The organism is Flavobacterium crocinum (genome assembly GCF_003122385.1).
GTDB classification, from domain to species: domain Bacteria; phylum Bacteroidota; class Bacteroidia; order Flavobacteriales; family Flavobacteriaceae; genus Flavobacterium; species Flavobacterium crocinum.
Map to the genome: position 1 here is coordinate 730,064 of NZ_CP029255.1, position 19,545 is coordinate 749,608.

At 33.8% G+C, this 19,545-nt stretch carries 16 protein-coding genes and 1 pseudogene; 11 read left to right on the forward strand and 6 right to left on the reverse strand.

Going from position 1 to position 19,545, the window contains the following annotated elements; translation table 11 throughout:
- Positions 1–42: 42 nt before the first annotated feature.
- A pseudogene (locus HYN56_RS03525) lies at positions 43–1,188 on the reverse strand (cystathionine gamma-synthase); the annotation flags it as partial.
- A gap of 192 nt (positions 1,189–1,380) precedes the next feature.
- Here HYN56_RS03525 and HYN56_RS03530 point away from each other — a divergent pair.
- Positions 1,381–2,124, forward strand: a complete 744-nt coding sequence (locus tag HYN56_RS03530; RefSeq protein ID WP_109190916.1) for a DUF3298 and DUF4163 domain-containing protein — start codon at positions 1,381–1,383, stop codon at positions 2,122–2,124.
- Between the two features lie 101 nt (positions 2,125–2,225).
- On the opposite strand, the gene HYN56_RS03535 is transcribed toward HYN56_RS03530, so the two are convergent.
- The 3 genes from HYN56_RS03535 to HYN56_RS03545 form a co-directional block, all read right to left on the reverse strand.
- The gene (locus HYN56_RS03535; RefSeq protein WP_109190917.1) at positions 2,226–3,371 is read right to left on the reverse strand and encodes an ATP-binding protein; all 1,146 of its coding nucleotides are present in this window, start codon (positions 3,369–3,371) and stop codon (positions 2,226–2,228) included.
- A 108-nt stretch (positions 3,372–3,479) separates the two neighbouring features.
- The gene (locus HYN56_RS03540) at positions 3,480–4,235 is read right to left on the reverse strand and encodes an SDR family NAD(P)-dependent oxidoreductase (protein WP_109194708.1); all 756 of its coding nucleotides are present in this window, start codon (positions 4,233–4,235) and stop codon (positions 3,480–3,482) included.
- Positions 4,236–4,372: 137 nt separating this feature from the next.
- Positions 4,373–5,248 (reverse strand): aldo/keto reductase, encoded by an 876-nt coding sequence (locus HYN56_RS03545; RefSeq protein WP_109190918.1) that lies wholly within the window; start codon positions 5,246–5,248, stop codon positions 4,373–4,375.
- A gap of 212 nt (positions 5,249–5,460) precedes the next feature.
- On the opposite strand from HYN56_RS03545, the gene HYN56_RS03550 reads away from it, so the two are divergent.
- The 8 genes from HYN56_RS03550 to HYN56_RS03585 all read left to right on the forward strand — a co-directional run bounded on the left by HYN56_RS03550 (position 5,461) and on the right by HYN56_RS03585 (position 14,877).
- Entirely contained in the window at positions 5,461–6,465 is a 1,005-nt protein-coding gene (locus tag HYN56_RS03550) for an AAA family ATPase (RefSeq protein WP_091494435.1), read from the forward strand.
- A 141-nt stretch (positions 6,466–6,606) separates the two neighbouring features.
- Positions 6,607–7,470 carry a DUF58 domain-containing protein gene (locus tag HYN56_RS03555; protein WP_109190919.1) on the forward strand — a complete coding sequence of 288 codons (864 nt, stop codon included), beginning with the start codon at positions 6,607–6,609 and terminating at the stop codon, positions 7,468–7,470.
- 140 nt (positions 7,471–7,610) lie between these two features.
- Entirely contained in the window at positions 7,611–9,248 is a 1,638-nt protein-coding gene (locus HYN56_RS03560; RefSeq protein WP_109190920.1) for a hypothetical protein, read from the forward strand.
- Entirely contained in the window at positions 9,248–10,249 is a 1,002-nt protein-coding gene (locus tag HYN56_RS03565; RefSeq protein ID WP_109190921.1) for a vWA domain-containing protein, read from the forward strand. The genes HYN56_RS03560 and HYN56_RS03565 overlap by 1 nt, the downstream gene beginning before the upstream one ends.
- A 51-nt stretch (positions 10,250–10,300) precedes the next feature.
- A complete protein-coding gene (locus tag HYN56_RS03570; protein ID WP_109190922.1) occupies positions 10,301–11,335 on the forward strand; it encodes a vWA domain-containing protein in 1,035 nt (344 codons plus the stop codon).
- A 129-nt stretch (positions 11,336–11,464) separates the two neighbouring features.
- Positions 11,465–12,235, forward strand: coding sequence for a tetratricopeptide repeat protein (locus tag HYN56_RS03575; RefSeq protein WP_109190923.1), 771 nt, complete (start codon positions 11,465–11,467; stop codon positions 12,233–12,235).
- An 89-nt stretch (positions 12,236–12,324) separates the two neighbouring features.
- Positions 12,325–14,070: a BatD family protein gene (locus tag HYN56_RS03580; RefSeq protein ID WP_109190924.1), complete on the forward strand. Its 1,746-nt coding sequence runs from the start codon at positions 12,325–12,327 to the stop codon at positions 14,068–14,070.
- 60 nt (positions 14,071–14,130) lie between these two features.
- The gene (locus tag HYN56_RS03585) at positions 14,131–14,877 is read left to right on the forward strand and encodes a tetratricopeptide repeat protein (protein ID WP_109190925.1); all 747 of its coding nucleotides are present in this window, start codon (positions 14,131–14,133) and stop codon (positions 14,875–14,877) included.
- Between the two features lie 663 nt (positions 14,878–15,540).
- Here HYN56_RS03585 and HYN56_RS03595 read toward each other — a convergent pair.
- The gene (locus HYN56_RS03595; protein WP_109190927.1) at positions 15,541–16,110 is read right to left on the reverse strand and encodes a 5-formyltetrahydrofolate cyclo-ligase; all 570 of its coding nucleotides are present in this window, start codon (positions 16,108–16,110) and stop codon (positions 15,541–15,543) included.
- Complete coding sequence (locus tag HYN56_RS03600) at positions 16,097–17,074, reverse strand: succinylglutamate desuccinylase/aspartoacylase family protein (protein ID WP_109190928.1); 978 nt, start codon at positions 17,072–17,074, stop codon at positions 16,097–16,099. The genes HYN56_RS03595 and HYN56_RS03600 overlap by 14 nt, the downstream gene beginning before the upstream one ends.
- 137 nt (positions 17,075–17,211) lie before the next feature.
- On the opposite strand from HYN56_RS03600, the gene uvrC reads away from it, so the two are divergent.
- Together uvrC and HYN56_RS03610 are read left to right on the forward strand one after the other, a co-directional pair.
- The gene (gene uvrC, locus HYN56_RS03605) at positions 17,212–19,011 is read left to right on the forward strand and encodes an excinuclease ABC subunit UvrC (RefSeq protein WP_109190929.1); all 1,800 of its coding nucleotides are present in this window, start codon (positions 17,212–17,214) and stop codon (positions 19,009–19,011) included.
- Positions 19,012–19,092: 81 nt separating this feature from the next.
- A complete protein-coding gene (locus HYN56_RS03610; protein WP_109190930.1) occupies positions 19,093–19,530 on the forward strand; it encodes an XAC2610-related protein in 438 nt (145 codons plus the stop codon).
- The last annotated feature ends 15 nt before the right edge of the window (positions 19,531–19,545 follow it).

Sequence of the window (19,545 nt, forward strand, 5' to 3'; positions counted from 1 at the left end):
ACTTTTTGGAATTTGGGATTTTAGTTTATTGGAATTTCTTTTTTAAGAAAGTGCTTGTTCCAAATCTGCAATTAAGTCCTCAGCGTCTTCAATTCCAACGCTTAGACGAACTAAATCGTCAGTAATACCAACTTCTGCTCTTTTATCGGCAGGAATCGAAGCATGTGTCATTAAAGCCGGATGATTGGCCAATGATTCTACTCCACCTAAAGATTCTGCTAAAGTAAATACTTTCAGCTTCTCTAAAAATGCAATAGAATCTTCTTTTTTCCCCGATTTAAAATCAAAAGAAACCATTCCTCCAAAAGCTTTCATTTGTTTCTTAGCAATTTCATGAAACGGATGATCCTTTAAGCCTGGATAATAAACCGTTTTAATCTTCGGATGATTACTTAAATATTCTACTACTTTCTCTCCATTTTCACAATGTCTTTGCACTCTCAAGGCCAAAGTTTTGATTCCTCTTAAAACCAAAAAGCTATCCATCGGTCCAAGTGTCGCACCTGTCGCAAATTGCTGGAAATGTAATTGATCGCCTAGTTCCTTGTCTTTCACAATTAATGCTCCTGCAATAACATCAGAATGTCCGCCTAAATATTTTGTTGCAGAATGCATTACAATATCAGCACCTAAATCTAATGGTTTCTGTAAATATGGTGTTGCAAAAGTATTATCTACTGCAAGGAGAATTTTTTTCTCTTTTGTAATTTTTGCTATTTCGGCAATATCAGCCAATTTCATCAACGGATTTGTTGGCGTTTCAACCCAGATTAATTTGGTATTTTCATTGATCAAACTTTTGAATTTTTCAATATCGGTCATATCAACAAAATGAAACTTAATTCCGGAGTCTTTATAAATTCTTGAAAACATTCTATAAGTTCCACCATATAAATCATCCATTGCAATGATTTCATCACCTGCTTTAAATGACCTTAAAACACAGTCTGTTGCTGCAAGACCAGAAGAAAAAGCTAGTCCGCGAGTTCCGTTTTCAATACTTGCCAATGCCTCTTCCAAAGCTGTACGGGTAGGATTTGAAGCTCGGCTATATTCGTAATCTGCCAAAGGTTTCCCCGGACTTGATTGTACAAATGTTGATGTTTGATATACCGGAGGCATAACTGCACCTGTACTTGGATCATGATGCTGGCCACCATGTATTACTTTTGTATTGAATTTCATATGTTGATATTTATTGTTTTTTTATTGGTCATATGTAATTCGCATATTTTCATTGGTATTTGCAGCCAATTTATGGTTATGCTCATTTCATATATTTACAAATTTTATTTTCTTAATTGTTCTACAAATTTACCGCTTAATTTATTTTATCGGCTCACAAGTTCTTACCTTTGTAGATAATTAACACTTTTTGATATGAAAAATTACATATTTATAATCTTTTTGTGTTTGATTTTTACAAGTTGCAAAAAAGACCTTTCATTTGAGAATGAAACGTTTGAAGAAAAATCTACTATTCCGTGCAAAAATGATTGCCCGAGTATCACAATAGAAGTTCCGGTTGCCAAAAATATTAAAGTAACATCAGACAGCATCAATAAAAGAGTTTTTGCTGTTATTAAAGAGATTGTATTTTTTGAAGAAGATTCCGTAAAAGTTGATGACTATAAAGCATTGGCCAAATCTTTTATTACTTCTTATGAAGAAATGCACCAGAAATTCCCGGAAGATACTTTTGGCTGGGAAGCCAAAATAATTGGGAATATAGAATTTCAATCGGAACAGATTTTAAACCTAAAAATTGATCATTATACTTTTACAGGAGGTGCTCATGGTTATCAGGGTTATCGCTCTTTATTATTTAATCCGAAAACCGGAAAAGCTATTTTTAACAGCCAGTTATTTAAAAACGAAAAAGAGTTTAAGGCTTTCGCCGAAAAGACATTCCGTGCCAAATATAAAATTCCCGAAAAAGCCAATATCAATGCGACAGGTTTAATGTTTGAAAATGATAAATTCCAATTACCACAGAATATCTTTTATACTTCTGCAGGTTTACTTTTGTATTACAACTCCTATGAAGCCGCATCTTATGCAGACGGCCCAAAAGAGCTTATATTTTCTTATGATGAAATAAAGAAATATTTGAATTTTCAATAAATATTTTAGGAAAGACAAATTTCGTTACGCATTAGACGCACTGCAGTGCGTCTCTACAAAAAAACTTAGAATCTTAGCATCTCAGGACCTTAGAACCTTTATCACTGAACATCATATTTCATCTTTCGTAAAACCCTTAAAGCTTCCTTAAACGAAGAATAAACCTGTTTGTAAGGCTTCAGCAATAATTTAGCATCAATTAATTTTTGTCTCGCATCTTCAAAACCATTCAAATAACAAATCATAAAAGTAGAAGGCAGATTTTCTAAATCTTTCATTTCGCGATCAGACAATGTGATTTCTTTCTGGAGTTTACCCAATAAAGCCATATTTGAATTATAAATATGATACAACATTTTTCGGTTGAACTCCGGTGGATGAAAAAGCATCTGACGATCTATTTTATAATAACCATTATCAAAGAAATGAATCGTTTGCTCTTCTAAAGGATAATAACTTGTTTTATCATTTAGCCCCAAAGGCACATATTCTGTAATGGTAAAACTATCATCATTATAAAAAATAGTCACAACATCCTGTGCAGAATAAAAAAGCTTGATTTGTTCATTTATCAGTTCAATATCAACTCGCGACAAGTAGGTTTTATCACGTAATTTTTTCGGAACTCCTGCCCAGCAAATAACAAACAATTCTTTGAAAACACGATATTTTGGCGACATATCTTTATGTCTGAAATTCATAAAATCAATAACACCGTCTAGAGTATATTGAATACTGTTTCGAGAACTGTTTTCGATTCCAATAACCGTTTCTGTATTCTGATTATTTTTTTCAATTTCCTCGTGTTCTTCCAAAGGAATTGAATTACTGCCACGCCTAATAAAAACACTATTCGCTAAAATAGTATGAATTCCTTTTTTAAAATACGAGATTTTACTTTTAGGTTTAATAGTAACCAAACCGATTACTTTGTCTTTTGGAAGATTTGGAAAAGGGACATTTTCGTATTGGATTTTTGGAGGATTTTCCAAAAAAGCATTGACCAGATTCTGAATTCGGCTGTCGTCGAAGAAATCATCGCCTACAATTTCATTATCCTGATCTTCTACTCCAACTACGATATAAGAATTATTGTTTGGATTTGAGTTTGACAAAGCACAAATGTGTTTCAAAAACTTACCTTTTCCTTCTCGGGAATGAAGATTCAACTGCCTTTTTTTATCATAAAAACTGCTTTCGTCATTATGAGCGAGTAAATTCTTTATCAAAAGGCGCTTATTAATCATGTCGATTTTATTTTGCCACGAATTGCACTAATTCGCACTAATTTAATTTATTAAAACTTAAAATTAAAAAAAAGACGCACTACTGTGCGTCTCTACATTCGATTTTATTTAAATATTTTTCTTCACAATTGTGGAAGAAGCTTGCGCTGTACTCATCACAACCAAATCGGCAATATTTACATGATAAGGTCTTGAAATCACGAAATGAATAATATCCGCAATATCTTCTGCCTGCAACGGATCAAATCCTTTGTAAACATTTGCTGCTCTTTCGGCATCGCCTTTAAAACGGACTTCGCTGAACTCCGTTGCCACCAATCCCGGATGAATTCCGCCAACTCTAATTCCAAACGGATTTAAATCGATTCGCATTCCTGTCGTAATAGCATCCACCGCATGTTTAGAACCGCAATATACATTCCCATTTGGATAAACTTCTTTTGCAGCAGTTGAACCAATATTGATAATATGTCCCGATTGTCTTTCAACCATCTGCGGAATTATCGCTTTTGAAACATACAGAAGTCCTTTTACATTAATATCCATCATAGCATCCCAATCGTCTAAATCTCCGTTTTGAATTGGATCTAAACCGTGGGCATTTCCTGCATTATTGATTAAAACATCAATTGTCGAAAAATCGTTTGGCAAAGAACTTATTTTTTCCAGAACATCTTTTTTATCGCGAACATCAAATGCTAAAGAATGAACTTCTGTAAAAGCAGATAGTTCTTTTTGAAGTTCTTCCAATCGATCTTTACGTCTTCCGCAAAGAATCACTTTATAATTGTTTTTTGCCAGAATCTGCGCAGTTGCTTTTCCAATTCCGCTTGTGGCACCAGTAATTAAAACTGTTTTTTTCATTGTAAGTTTTTTCATTTTGCCACAGATTAAAAAGATTTAAATGATTTCTAAATCTGTGAAAATCCTTTTAATCTGTGGCAACTATTTTGAATTACGTTTAGCTGAACACTAAAAATCTGAACTCTGAACACTAAATATTAAGGCACATCGTCGCCCATACTTTCTGTCCAGATGGCGAACCAGTCTTCTGTATCCATATCCAATTCAATTGCTTTTGACAAAGATTGAATTCTGGCGATATTTACAGTTCCGGCAATTGGAATTATTTTTGCCGGATGTTTTAAAATCCATGACAATAAAAGTGTATCAGCACCTAAGTGATATTTTTCCAATAAAGTGGAGAACAGTTTTTTCAAACGACGCGTTTGTTTTGTATCTTCTCTAAAAACAGTTCCAAGCGGATTCCATGATAAAGGACGAATTCCATTAGTCTGCATATAATCTAAACTTCCGTCAGTCATTGCTTCGTAGTGCGTAGCTGAAAACTGAACCTGATTGTAACTCACTTCTGTTTTCTGACGGATTAATTCTGTTTGTGAACTTGTAAAATTTGAAAGACCAAAATCAATAATTTTTCCTTCTCCTTTTAATTTCTCCACTGCTTCTGCGATTTCATCAGCCTGCATTAACGGGCTTGGTCTGTGAAGCAAGAAAACGTCAACATAATCAGTCTTTAAATTTTTCAAAGATCCTTCTACAGATTTAATGATATAATCTTTAGAATAATCATAATGTTTGATTTTGTTTTCCGGGCGTTTATCAGCAATCATCTGAATACCGCACTTTGTAATTAATTGTAATTTTTCACGATCAATTTTACTGGCGTGAAAGGCTTTTCCAAAATCGGCTTCGGTCGTGTACGAACCGTAAATATCCGCGTGATCAAAAGTCGTAATTTTGTTTTCGATACTCACTTGTATCATGTTTTCCATTTCTTTGGTTGTAAGGTTTTTATCCCAAACTCCCCAATTCATAGTGCCCGAAATTATAGGCGATAAGACTGTTTTGCTCATAATTGTTATGCGTTATTTTTGGTAATAATTATGCTTTAATAAAACATAATCATCAAAGTTCTTAAAAATATAAAAATAGATTCACAATTAGTCCTTAAAATTAGGTCATTGGTCGAAGTTTTAACCATTCTTTAACATCTTACTTCTTAAAAAATATTCAATTTGCACTCTCAAAAATTAGGCGTTAAAATCAAGGTTTTAAAAATATTTATATGGAAGAAAATACAACGACTTTAGACATTAGAGCGATAAATGAAAAAATTGAAAGAGAAAGTGCTTTTATAGACCTTCTTACAATGGAAATGAACAAAGTTATTGTGGGTCAGAAACATATGGTCGAGCGTCTATTAATCGGATTACTTGGACAAGGGCATATTTTATTGGAAGGAGTTCCGGGTCTTGCAAAAACTTTGGCTATTAATACGCTTTCACAAGCGGTTCAAGGATCTTTCAGCCGTATCCAGTTTACACCGGATTTATTACCTGCCGATGTTATCGGAACCATGATTTACAACATTAAAGCAAATGAGTTCTCTATTAAAAAGGGACCAATTTTCGCCAATTTCGTACTTGCCGATGAGATTAACCGTGCTCCTGCTAAGGTTCAGTCAGCACTTTTAGAGGCGATGCAGGAAAAACAAGTTACAATTGGTGACTCTACTTTCAAATTAGATCGTCCGTTTTTAGTATTAGCAACTCAAAACCCTGTTGAACAAGAAGGTACTTATGCACTTCCTGAAGCGCAGGTTGACCGTTTCATGCTAAAAACTGTTATTGATTATCCAAAAATTGACGAAGAGCGTTTTGTAATCCGTCAGAACTTAAAAGGAACTTATGAAAAAGTAAATCCTGTAGTTTCTGTGGATCAAATTTTACGTGCGCAGGAAGCGGTTCGTGAAGTTTATATGGATGAAAAAATCGAAAAATATATCCTGGATATCATTTTTGCTACTCGTTATCCGGAAAAATACAAATTAGCCGATTTAAAACCGCTTATCAGTTTTGGAGCTTCTCCTCGTGGAAGTATCAACCTGGCTAATGCTGCTAAATGTTATGCTTTCATCAAACGCCGTGGTTATGTAATTCCTGAAGACGTTCGTGCTGTTGTTCACGATGTATTACGTCACAGAGTTGGAATTACTTACGAAGCAGAAGCAGAGAACATTACTTCTGTAGACATTATCAACAAAATCGTTAACGAGATTGAGGTACCTTAAAAAAAGTGCTCAGTGTTCAGATTTTTAGTATTCAGTTCCATACTAAATACTTTTTAACTGAACACTAATAAAGACAGAAAGACCTGTTGGAATTTAGATTTAACGGATCACTTTCTAACCGATCACTGAACACTCAAAAAAATGGATACAAAAGAGCTTTTAAAAAAAGTACGGAAAATAGAAATCAAAACGAAAAGACTGAGTAATCATATCTTTTCGGGAGAATACCACTCTTCATTTAAAGGACGAGGAATGACGTTTAGCGAGGTGCGTCAATACCAATACGGAGATGATATTCGTAACATCGATTGGAATGTAACCGCACGCTACAACGAAGCTCACGTTAAAGTTTTTGAAGAAGAACGCGAATTGACCATGGTTTTAATGGTCGATATTTCGGGTTCTGAATCCTTTGGTTCTAAAAATCAATTTAAAAAAGACATCGTGACTGAAATTGCGGCAACGATGGCTTTTTCGGCTACACAAAACAATGACAAAATTGGTTTAATCTTATTTTCTGATACTGTAGAATTATATATTCCGCCTAAGAAAGGACGTTCACACGTGCTTCGCATCATTCGTGAATTGATCGAATTTGAACCTAAAAGTCATAAAACAGATATTGCTCAGGCTTTGAAATTCCTGTCAGGAACTCAAAAAAAGAAAGCAATCATTTTTATGATTTCCGATTTTATGTCTGATTCTTATGAGCATACTTTAAAAATTGCTTCTAAAAAACATGACATTACCGGTGTTCGTGTGTACGATATCCGCGAAGAAAAAATTCCAAATTTAGGAATGGTAACGATGCTGGATGCCGAAACAGGTAAAATACAGTTGGTTGACACAAGTTCGAAAACAGTTCGAATGAATTACGAGAAACATTATCAGGAAAAGTTGAATTACTTTAAAGATACTTTCCGTAAATCTGGAGCAGGAATTGTAAATACCAGAGTAGACGAAAATTACGTTACTAAACTATTAGGCTATTTTAAATCAAGATAAAATAATTTTAGATTGCAGATTTAGACTTTAGATTATTTAAAATACTGCAAAAATTAAAAAATATAAATCCGCTTAAATCTGCATCATTCCAATTCATTTTTAAGCTTTCATTTTAGACTAAAATCTGAAATTCAAATCAAATGAAATTTAAACTTTATATATTTTTATTTCTCTTTTCTACTATGATTTTTGCACAGCAAAAAACAGTAGAAACAAGCATTGATACCACAAAAAATAAAATTGGTGCTGAGTTCAAACTGACACTTAAAACAATTGTGAGTTCGACAGCAAAAGTTGAATTCCCAAAACTTAAAAATATTGGTCCGTTAGAAGTAATTCAGTCTTATCCAATTGATACGGTTAAGAAAGATGCTACTAATTATGAACTTATAAAAAAATATGGTTTAACGCAGTTTGATTCCGGTCGTTATACAATTCCTAGTGTCAAAATCTTAATTGACAAAAAACCTTTCTTTTCTGATTCTATTAAAGTGGAAGTTGCGAATGTAAAAGTGGACACTTTACAGCAAAAAATGTATGATATCAAAGACATTTCTTCTGTTGATGAAGGAATGGGTAACTGGTGGATTTATGTTTTAATTGCTTTAGTTATTATCGGAATTGGAGCTTTCGTTTACTGGTACGTTAAAAAACGTCAGCTGAAAAAGATTGAAGAAGAAGTTTATAAAACACCTATCGAAAAAGCGACAAGTTTATTAAATAACTTAGAGAAAAAAGAACTAGTTCAAAAAGGTGAAATCAAAGAATATTACAGTGAACTGACTGATATTGCTCGTAACTATATTGAAGAAGCCATTCATATTCCGGCAATGGAAAGTACAACTTCTGAATTAATTACCGCAATTAGAGAGGCTTCTACCAAAAAGAAAATGACGCTGACTCCAGAAACAGTTGAGAATTTAGAACGCGTTTTACGTCAAGCCGATTTGGTAAAATTTGCGAAATCAAAACCGCTTGATTTCGAGATTACTGACGACAGAAATAAAATCCAAAAAGTCATTTTAACGCTTGACAATGCGATTCCGACAGAAGTACCAGAAGATATCGAAGATCAATTATTGAATGAAGCACAAAGACAAAAACAAATTAAAGAACAGCTTCGAAAAAAACGCAATGCCAGAATTGGTTATTCCATTGCTGCTGTAATCTTATTGTTGTTTATAACTACAACTTATTTTGTAGTTACAAAAGGATTCAATTACGTAAAAGACAATTTAATTGGTCATCCTTCTAAAGAATTATTAGAAGGCGAATGGGTAAAAAGTGCCTACGGAAGTCCTGCTGTTTTGATTGAAACTCCAAAGGTTTTAAAAAGAATGGATACTGAAAAAGTCCTTCCAAAAGAAACTATGGCATTAATCAAAGAAATGCAGCTTTTTGTTTACGGAAGCATGATTGACAATTTCTATGTAACAGTTTCTACGGCCAAATTTAAACAGCCAACCGATATTGATTTGGCAAAAGCCCTTGAAGGATCTTTAAAAGTAATGGAAGCTCAGGGAGCACAAAATATTATTGTAAAACAAGAAGATTTTCAGACTAATGAAGGTATTCAGGGAGTTAAAGGTTACGGAACCATGTCAATCCTGAATCCGGCAACCAAAACAAGTACAAAAGCATATTATGAATTGTTGCTTTTCAAACAAGATCAGGGGTTACAACAAATTTTGATTTTACATGAAGAAGGCGATACATATGCAAACGAGATTACAACTCGAATCTTAAATTCTGTTGAACTTCAAAGAGCAAACAACTAATGGGTAATTTCAGTTTTTTAAATCCAGAATTTCTTTGGTTGTTTCTATTAATTCCGATTGCAATAATCTGGTTTTTCTGGAAACGCAACCAGCAATCGGCTACCTTAAAAATGAGTTCAACGGCGGGATTTCAAAACAGCGAATCGTTTTGGACAAAATTCAAACCTGCTCTATACGTTTTCAGAATTTTGGCTTTATGTTCTTTGATTATAGCATTGGCGCGACCAAGAACAGTAGACATTAGCAACCAGACTAAAACAACAAAAGGAATTGATATTGTAATGGCAATTGACGTTTCCGGATCTATGTTGGCAAAAGATTTAAAGCCAAACCGTATGGAAGCTTTAAAAAGAGTTGCTGCAGATTTCGTTGAAGAACGACCAAATGATAGAATCGGATTGGTTTTATACGCTTCTGAAGCTTACACTAAAACTCCGGTTACAAGTGATAAAGCAATCATTTTGGAAGCCATAAAAGGCATTAAATACGACACCGTTCTTCAGGACGGAACCGGAATTGGAATGGGACTGGCAACTGCTGTTAACCGTTTAAAAGACAGTAAGGCAAAAAGCCGTGTTATCATCCTTCTTACTGATGGTGTTAACAATGCAGGTTTTATTGAACCGGAAACTGCCGCAGACATTGCGAAACAATACGGAATAAAAGTATATACGATTGGTCTTGGTACAAACGGAATGGCAGAATCTCCATACGCTTATGCACCAAACGGAGGTTTCTTATTCAAAATGCAGAAAGTGGAAATCGACGAAAAGTTGATGAAAAATATTGCCCGCAAAACAGATGGAACCTATTTTAGAGCAACCAGCAACGATAAATTAGCAGAAATATACAACGCAATCAACAAATTGGAAACCACTGAAATTCAGGAATTGAAGTTCTATGATTATGATGAAAAATACAGAGCTTTTGTTTTATTTGCAGGCTTTTTATTATTGCTTGAAGTGGGTTTAAGAAATACAGTTTACAGAAGCTTCATTTAATTTTAGATTAAAAAAAATCTAAAATCTAAATTCAGAAATCTAAAATTTAAAATGGAATTAGACGAAAAAAAATATTTATATCTCTTAATACTAATCCCAATTGTGGTGTGTGTTTTCCTTTTCAATATGTATTGGAAAAGAAGAAAACAGCTGGAGTTTGGGGATTTGGAAATGGTAAAAAGACTGAGTCCGGAGAAATCGGTTTTTAAACCTGTTTTAAAAATTGTTGTAATTCTTCTGGCACTTACCTGCTTAATTATTGGTTTAGTAAATCCGAAGATTGGAACTAAAATGGAAACCGTAAAACGAGAAGGTATTGATATTGTTTTTGCTGTCGACGTTTCAAAAAGTATGCTTGCCGAAGATGTTGTGCCTAGTCGTTTGGATAAAAGTAAACAATTGGTTTCGCAGATCATCAACAATTTAGGAAGTGACCGAATTGGAATTGTGGCTTATGCCGGAAGTGCTTTCCCAGTTTTACCGATAACATCAGATTACAGTGTTGCTAAAATGTTTTTGCAGAGCATGAGCCCAGATATGGTTTCATCTCAAGGAACTTCTCTAGATGAAGCGATTCGATTATCTGCTACTTATTTTGATGAAAAAAGCAAAACGAGCAAATTATTAATCCTGATTTCTGATGGAGAAGATCATTCTGAAGGCGCAACTGCAGCTGCAGAAGAAGCCAACAAAATAGGAATGAAAATCATAACCATTGGTGTTGGAACAGAAAAAGGAGGAACAATTCCGTTAAAAGAAAATGGTGTAGTAAGAGGATATCAAAAAGATCAAAACGGAGAAACAGTAATCACAAAACTAAATCAGGAAGGTTTAAAAACAATTGCAAAAGCAACTAAAGGTGGTTATGTTTATGGCGGAAGCACAAAAGAAGTTTTAGAATATGTAAAAAACGCTTTGAACAATATTCAGAAAACAGAATTTGAAGCTACGCAAATGGCAGAATTCCAATCGCAATTTCAGTGGTTTATCGGATTTGCATTTTTACTGCTTTTCCTTGATATTTTCTTGTTGGAAAGAAAAACAAACTGGATCAAAGAGTTGGATTTATTTAATGAAAAGAAATAAAAAAGTCAGCCACTAATTACTCGAATTTACACGAAAACAAATTGATCATTTGTGAAATTCAAATTAGGAAAAAACAGAATTAATTAGTGCCAATTGGTGAAATTCGTGGCAAAAAAATAAAAACTAAGAATGAAAAATTTACTTCTTTATATTTTACTAACCGTTTCTTTTGCAGTTTCTGCACAAGAAAAAGACAAATCATTGCCTGTTGGGAATGAAGAATATAAACAGAATAAATTTGTTGATGCTGAGGCAAATTATAGAATTTCGGAATCAAAATTTCCTAAAAAATCAACAGCACCATATAATTTAGGAAACACTATTTATAGACAAAATCAGATTTCTGAGGCTAAATACGCTTACGCGAAAGCCATAAAAAATGCCAAAACGCGACCTGAAAAACATAAAGCTTTTCACAACCTTGGAAATACTTTCATGAAAGAGAAAGATTACACACAGGCAGTAGAAGCTTACAAACAAGCCTTACGTAATGATCCAACTGATGATGAAACGCGCTATAATTATGCTTACGCAAAACAGAAACTAAAAGAGAATCCGCCGAAAAACGATCAGAACAAAGACAAGAATAAGGATAAGGACAAAAACAAGGATAAAAATAAAGATAAAGACAAGGACAAAAATAAAGATCAGAACAAAGACAAGGATAAAAAAGACGACAAAGGCGATCAGGATAAAGACAAAAAAGATGGCAAAAATGACCCTAAGAAAGACGACAAGTCAGACAATCAGGGACAGCCAAAACCACAGCCAGGCGGAATATCTAAAGAGCGAGTTCAGAATTTGTTAGATGCGGTAAACAACGAAGAAAAGAAAATTCAGGATAAAGTTAACGCTCAAAAAGTAAAAGGTAACCCAAAGAAAACAGAAAAAGACTGGTAAAATAAGTTGAATCGTTTAATCGTTTATTTGTTATATCACAAAACGGTTAAACGATTAAACAGTTAAACAAACAACGATTAAAACAAGTAATGAAAAGATATTTAATTCTATTTCTACTCACTTTTCAAGGACTTATGGCTCAGGTGCAATTTGAAGCCAAAGTCAGCAAAAATACACTTGGACTGAACGAAAGACTCCGTATAGACTTCATCATGAATGTTGACGGAGATAACTTCGAGCAACCTGCTTTTGAAGGATTCAGACTTGTTGCAGGACCAAGTCAGCAAATCAGCCAGTCGTGGATAAACGGAAGAAGTTCTTTTCAAAAAATTTATTCTTATATCATACAACCTGAAAGAAAAGGAGCGCTTCTTATCAAACCGGCTGCAATAGAATACAACGGACAAGTTTATAAAACTTCTCCAATAAAAGTTACTGTTACAAATGCTGTAGCGCAAGAGAGAGATCCATCTGACAGACCTCCGGGATCACCAAATGAACTATTGACTTTGGTTGCAGAAATTTCAAAAACAAACCCGTATTTAAATGAACCGATTACGGCAGTTTACAAATTGTATTTCAACAACATTGGCGTTACCGGTTTTAAAGAATTGGCTAAACCAAAATACAATGATTTCTGGAATCAAAATATTGATATTAAGCAACTGGCAATTGAAGAGGGTTCTTTTCAGGGACAAAGATGTTATTATGTTATTTTAAAGAAAACTATTTTATATCCTCAAAAATCAGGAAAACTAACTATAGAGCCCCTTTCGTTAGACATTGGGATACAAGTAGCTTCTGGTAAAATAAATATGTTTGGCCAGGTAATTCCAATAGATGACAACAGAGTAGTTTCTGCCGGAGCCAAAACAATCAATGTAAAGCCATTACCTGAGGCAGGTAAACCAGAAAGTTTTACAGGTGCTGTTGGTAAGCTGAACTTTACGGTTACTCCTTCAAAAACAACACTTAAAAATGGTGAAGGGCTTGACTTAATTGTAAGCGCACAGGGAACTGGAAATATGAAGTTATTTACGCTTCCAAAACCTGTTGTACCGAATGCATTGGAAATGTACGATCCTGTTCATGACGAAAGTGTAACCACTTCGTTGGCCGGAATGTCTGGGAGAATTTCAGACAAATATACTATTGTTCCTCAATACAGAGGAAAATATGCCATTAAACCAATGCAGTTCTCGTATTTTGATTTGAGTTCCGGTACTTATAAAACCATCACTTCAAAAGAAATTATGATTGATGTTCTGGACGGACCAACACCTGCTGAAGCGAATACAGGAGCGCCTTCTAAAAATGCTACTGCTCAAACGGATCATTTTGTAAACATCAAATCTAAGACAGTTTTAGCGTCTATTGCTAAAAAAGAGTTTTACGGCTCAGATTTATATTTAGGTTTATTATTTGCTCCTTTCATCATTATTCCGCTGATTATTTTAGCTAAGAAGAAAAAAGAGGCTATGGACAGTGATGTTACCGGAAACAGAATTAGAATGAACAATAAACTGGCTAAAAAATATCTGTCACAGGCGAAAAAACATCTTAATAATAAAGAACCTTTCTATATCGCACTAGAAAAAGCAATGCATAATTTCTTAAAAGCGAAATTGCATATAGAAACTTCTGAAATGAGTAAAGATAATATCAGAGAATTGTTATTGTCCAGAAACGCCAATGCAGAAACAGTTCAGAATTTTATTGACTTAACTGAAAACTGTGAATTTGCACGTTATGCTCCGGCATCAAGCGCTTCAATTCAACAGGATTATAACAAAGCGGTGTTGATTATTTCTGAACTAGAAAAACAGATTGTTTAGTTTTAACTTAAAAAGCAAACCTAACAGGTTTTAAAAACCTGTTAGGTTTATAGAAATAAAATGAAAAATATACTATATCTCTTTTTATTAATTTCTCAGATTTTCTTTGCGCAAGGACGCTTTGAAGCAGGAAATGCTTTGTACCAAAAGGGACAATACAAAGAAGCTGTACAGGTTTATGAAAACATAGTAAAAGAAGATAAATTACAATCTGCTGAATTGTATTTTAATCTTGGAAACTGCTATTATAAACTAAATCAGGTTGCGCCTTCGATTTACAATTATGAAAAAGCATTGGTTTTAAAACCAAATGATCCTGAAACTTTAAACAATTTAAAGTTTGCCAAAAAGCTGACAATCGATGAGATTAAAGAAGTTCCAAAAGTTGGTTTTGCCAAATTGATTCAGAACTTTACTTCTATTTTTGATTATAATATGTGGGCCAAAATAGCTGTTGCAATTGGATTTGTCTTTTTACTAAGTTTCATTGGTTATTACTTTTCAAAAGCAACCATTGCAAAAAGAATTTATTTCGTTGGAATGTTTATTTTTCTGATTGCTTTTGCTTTAAGCATATCGGCTGCTGTAGCTGAAAAACGTCATTTTGATAACGATCGTGTTGCTATTGTTTTTTCTGAAATGAGCCAGGTTCGTGCGAAACCTCAAAAATCTGCAAATGGTATTATCCTTTTACATGAAGGAGCAAAAGTTTACGTTTTAGAAACCACAGCTGACTGGAAAAAAGTCGAATTAACAGATGGAACCCAAGGCTGGATCGAATCTTCAACCATAAAAGAAGTAAAATAAATTTTAAAAAGATTCAAATAAAAAATTCCAAATTCCAATTTTAAAGTTGGGATTTGGAATTTTTATTTTTTGGAATTTAGTATTAATACAGCATCAACCATTCAATAAAAGCTAGCATTCTGAATATCTAGAAACGATTATTTGTAATTTTCGGGTAAGCAAAATCGTTTCGGAATTTTTTGGAGAATCCTATGCAAAAAACATTTTTTCCCACACAAGAACTGTAAAGACATACCACAGTGTATGTACTTCAAGCATATCGACAACGATTGTGTTAAGCACTGGAATGAATATTTTTTTGCCACAGATTAAAGGATTAAAAAGAATTTTTTATAAAAATATTTTGATTTCCTTTTCCACACAGAATTGTAGAGACGCACCGCAGTGCGTCTATGTTCAGCATATCGACAACAATTGTGTTAAGCGCTGGAATAAATATTTTTTGCCACAGATTAAAGGATTAAAAAGATTTTTTTTCTAAAAATATTTTGATTTCCTTTTCCACACAGAATTGTAGAGACGCACCGCAGTGCGTCTAGGTTCAGCATATCGACAACGATTGTGTTAAGCGCTGGAATAAATATTTTTTTGCCACAGATTAAAGGATTTCAAAAGATTAATCCATTTAATCATTTTAATCTGTGGCAACAATAATTCGTAAAACTAAAACTGATAAACTTTCTCAGGCGTAACACAGAAATCCAGTTTGATATCCGATTCAAAAACATCATCAATCTGGTTTACGGGTTCAAAAAATGAAAGTCCGATTTTGATGGCTTCCGGTTTGCACTCCGAAAGGAATTTATCATAAAACCCTTTTCCGTAACCAATTCGGTTTCCTAAAACATCGTAAGCCAAAAGCGGTACAAAAACTACTTCCACTTTAGAAGAAGGTACTTCGATTCCGTCAACAGGTTCAGGAATATTATATTCATTCTTTTTGATTTTAGTATTATCTGTTAGAAGAAAATGAGTCATTTTTCTACTTTCAAAATCACTTTTTGAGAACAGGATTTCTTTGTCTTTTCCCGAAAGTAAGTGCAGAACAAATTCGGTATTTATTTCTTTATGTTCTTCTATTGGAAGAAAAACATGATAATAAATTTTATCCCAAATTGGCATTTGGATTAATTGATTGGCAATCGCCAGACTTTTTTCTTCTATTTCATCAAAAGAAAGTGCCTTACGTAGATTTTTATATTGGATTCGGAGTTCTTTTTTACTCGTCGGCATTGTCGGGGGTTTTAGATAAATGATAAATAGCATCGCCTTCGTAAACTATCGGCGAATGATTCGCATTAATTACATAACCATCGTGAGGTGCTTTGACTTTTTGTTCAAATTTCCCAAACGGATCTGTAATAATCGCTAAGATAGTGCCTTTGGTTACAAATTTCCCGACCAAATTAAAATCATGCAACAAACCAGAACATTTCGCACGAAGCCAAACCGATTGTTTGATATAAATCGATGGTGTCAATGCCGGCTCAGCAATTTGTTTGGAATCCAACATTTGCAAATAATGAAGTAAACGTTTGGTTCCTAAAACACCCTGATTGGCAATTTCGTTATTGATATCTAACGATTTTCCGCCTTCAAAAAGAAGCATTTTTACATTGGCGTTTTCAGAAGTTTTTCTAAAAGAACCATTTATATTTTTAGAATACAAAGTAAATGGCGCATTAAAAACATCGGCCAGAACTTTCAGATCAGCATTGTTTTCGGTGATTCTAATCTGAGGCGCATTGAAACGGCTTGCTCCTCCTGCATGAAAATCGACTGCATAATCTAAAATCGGCAGAATTTCTTCGACAATATGATAAGCAAATCGACTGGCCAAAGAACCTTTTTTACTTCCAGGGAAAACACGGTTTAAATCCCGACCGTCCGGAAATTCTCTTGATTTATTGACAAAACCGTACATATTGATCACCGGAATACAAATAATGGTACCGCGTGAAGGTCTGTTAATTTTTTTACTGATGATCTGACGAACGATTTCAACACCATTGATTTCGTCTCCGTGAATTCCTGCAGAAAATAAAACAACAGGGCCTTCATGTTTGGAACGACGGACAATAACAGGAATATTTAGTTTTGTTGTAGTATGAAGCCGAGCAATTTCGACGTTTATCGTTCTATGTTCTCCCGGCAAAATCGATTCGCCAAAAATAACTAATGGAGCACTATTTTTCATGTAGAATTATAAAATCTAAATATAGAAATTATTCTTTTGATTTTGTAAATTTGAAACTAATTCAATGTTAAGCTTCATTTTCAAATCGGAATGGTTTTTGAAAAAGGCTTTTCGGATATCTTCAGACACAAAAAAGAATGCAAAAACCAGCCTTAGATCTTCAAATTTTAACTTTGCCAGATAATCCCGGCGTTTATCAATATTATGATAAAGATGGGAAAATCCTGTATGTTGGTAAAGCCAAAAATTTAAAAAAAAGGGTTTCTTCCTATTTCAATAAAATTCACGATACGGCCAAAACCAATGTTTTGGTCAAAAAAATCGTGACCATAAAACACATTGTAGTTCCAACCGAAACCGATGCGCTTTTATTGGAAAACAATTTAATAAAAACACTTCAGCCAAGATATAATGTACTGCTTCGTGATGACAAAAGTTATCCGTGGATTTGTATCAAAAAAGAACCTTTTTCGAGAATATTTTTAACGAGAAGAATGGTTAAAGACGGCTCGGAGTATTTTGGACCTTACACCAATTTCAAAATGGTACATACTATTTTGGATCTGATTAAAGAATTGTATCCGCTTCGCACCTGCAATTACGATTTGAGCGAATCGAATATTAATTCCGGTAAATTCAAAGTTTGTCTGGAATATCATATTGGCAATTGCAAAGGGCCTTGCGAAGGTTTGGAATCTTTGGAAGAATATCAAAGAGAAGTCAATGCTATTCGCGAAATCCTGAAAGGAAACTTCAAAGAAAGTTTAAAGGATTTCAAGAAATTAATGAATACTTATGCGCAGAATCTTCAGTTTGAAGAAGCACAGAAAATAAAAGAGAAGATTGAAGTTTTAGAAAATTATCAATCCCGATCTACAATCATCAATCCGAAGATTACCAATATTGATGTTTTCTCGATTGTCTCTGACGAAAGTGCCGCTTATGTCAATTTCCTGCAGATTTCGCATGGTTCGATTATTCGTTCGCATACTTTAGATATCAAGAAAAAACTGGACGAATCTGACGAAGAATTATTAGAACTAGCGATTGTAGAATTGCGTGAACGTTTTCAGTTGTTATCAAAAGAAATTATTGTTCCTTTCGAATTGGATTTAGGCGAAAACATAAAAGTAACCGTTCCGCAGCTTGGTGACAAAAAGCAAATTTTAGATTTATCGATTCGAAATGCTAAATTCTATCGTATCGAGCAATTGAAACAATTGCAAATTGTAGATCCTGATCGTCACGTAAATAGAATTATGGCACAAATGCAGAAAGATTTACGTCTTCCTGTTGAGCCAAGACATATCGAATGTTTTGATAACTCGAATATTCAGGGAACAAATCCAGTTGCGGCCTGTGTCGTATTTAAAGACGGAAAACCAAGTAAAAAAGATTACCGCCATTTTAATGTCAAAACCGTTGAAGGCCCAGACGATTTTGCTTCGATGACCGAAATTGTGTACCGCCGTTACAAAAGATTATTAGACGAAAACGAACCGCTTCCGCAGTTAATCATTATTGACGGTGGAAAAGGACAACTTTCTTCGGCATTAAAAAGTATTGATGAATTAGGTTTACGAGGTAAAATTGCCATAATCGGAATTGCAAAACGTTTGGAAGAACTTTTTTATCCGGGCGATTCTATTCCGCTTTATTTGGATAAAAAATCGGAAACTTTAAAAGTAATTCAGCAACTGCGAAACGAAGCACACCGATTCGGAATCACTTTTCACAGAGACAAACGAAGCAAAGCCGCATTGAATTCTTCTGTCGAAAGTATACCTGGAATTGGAGAAAAAACAATGACAACGTTAATACAACATTTCAAAAGTGTTAAAAGATTAAAATTGGCAGAAGAAAAAGAAATTGCAGCTGTTATAGGTGCTTCTAAAGCCAAAAAAATTGTCGAATTTTATCATCCTAAAGAGAATTAATTCATTTTGAAAAAACACTTTTTACATATTAGTCTGCTTTTCTGCTTTTCTATATCTTATAGTCAAAATGAAATATCTGTTATGCAAAAAGATAAAAGTGAATTCAAAGTAAGTTTTGTAGATGGTTTTGAAACTTTAAAAATCAAAAATTCCAAAACCAAACAAGTACAACTTATCAATAATCTAGAAGCTTCTATAACCGACAAACCATCCCATTTAGAAATAAACGATTATAATTTTGATGGTTTTACCGATTTTGCAGTCTATCATACCGATGACGGAATGGGAGTTTATACCATTTATCAGATTTTCATCTTTAATCCTAAGAACAAACAATTTGAGAGTTTAAAATTTCCATCCAACTTTAATCCACAATGCGATATGTTTTGTGATATAAAAGTAGACAAAAGCAAAAAAATCCTAACATCGAGTTGCAGAGGTGGCGCAAAATTTCATACCGATTTCTGGAAATATGACAAGAACAAAAAGTTAATACTAGCACAAACACTATCGGATTAAGAATAAACCAAAAAA

Excerpts from the sequence above, each read along its gene's own strand:
- HYN56_RS03570 (WP_109190922.1), top strand. The coding sequence starts at position 10,301 with ATGGAATTAGACGAAAAAAAATATTTATATCTCTTAATACTAATCCCA.
- HYN56_RS03575 (WP_109190923.1), top strand. The coding sequence starts at position 11,465 with ATGAAAAATTTACTTCTTTATATTTTACTAACCGTTTCTTTTGCAGTT.
- HYN56_RS03580 (WP_109190924.1), top strand. The coding sequence starts at position 12,325 with ATGAAAAGATATTTAATTCTATTTCTACTCACTTTTCAAGGACTTATG.
- HYN56_RS03600 (WP_109190928.1), bottom strand. The coding sequence starts at position 17,074 with ATGAAAAATAGTGCTCCATTAGTTATTTTTGGCGAATCGATTTTGCCG.
- HYN56_RS03535 (WP_109190917.1), bottom strand. The coding sequence starts at position 3,371 with ATGATTAATAAGCGCCTTTTGATAAAGAATTTACTCGCTCATAATGAC.
- HYN56_RS03560 (WP_109190920.1), top strand. The coding sequence starts at position 7,611 with ATGAAATTTAAACTTTATATATTTTTATTTCTCTTTTCTACTATGATT.
- HYN56_RS03530 (WP_109190916.1), top strand. The coding sequence starts at position 1,381 with ATGAAAAATTACATATTTATAATCTTTTTGTGTTTGATTTTTACAAGT.
- HYN56_RS03540 (WP_109194708.1), bottom strand. The coding sequence starts at position 4,235 with ATGAAAAAAACAGTTTTAATTACTGGTGCCACAAGCGGAATTGGAAAA.
- HYN56_RS03585 (WP_109190925.1), top strand. The coding sequence starts at position 14,131 with ATGAAAAATATACTATATCTCTTTTTATTAATTTCTCAGATTTTCTTT.
- HYN56_RS03595 (WP_109190927.1), bottom strand. The coding sequence starts at position 16,110 with ATGCCGACGAGTAAAAAAGAACTCCGAATCCAATATAAAAATCTACGT.
- HYN56_RS03545 (WP_109190918.1), bottom strand. The coding sequence starts at position 5,248 with ATGAGCAAAACAGTCTTATCGCCTATAATTTCGGGCACTATGAATTGG.
- HYN56_RS03555 (WP_109190919.1), top strand. The coding sequence starts at position 6,607 with ATGGATACAAAAGAGCTTTTAAAAAAAGTACGGAAAATAGAAATCAAA.
- HYN56_RS03550 (WP_091494435.1), top strand. The coding sequence starts at position 5,461 with ATGGAAGAAAATACAACGACTTTAGACATTAGAGCGATAAATGAAAAA.
- HYN56_RS03565 (WP_109190921.1), top strand. The coding sequence starts at position 9,248 with ATGGGTAATTTCAGTTTTTTAAATCCAGAATTTCTTTGGTTGTTTCTA.
- uvrC (WP_109190929.1), top strand. The coding sequence starts at position 17,212 with ATGCAAAAACCAGCCTTAGATCTTCAAATTTTAACTTTGCCAGATAAT.
- HYN56_RS03610 (WP_109190930.1), top strand. The coding sequence starts at position 19,093 with ATGCAAAAAGATAAAAGTGAATTCAAAGTAAGTTTTGTAGATGGTTTT.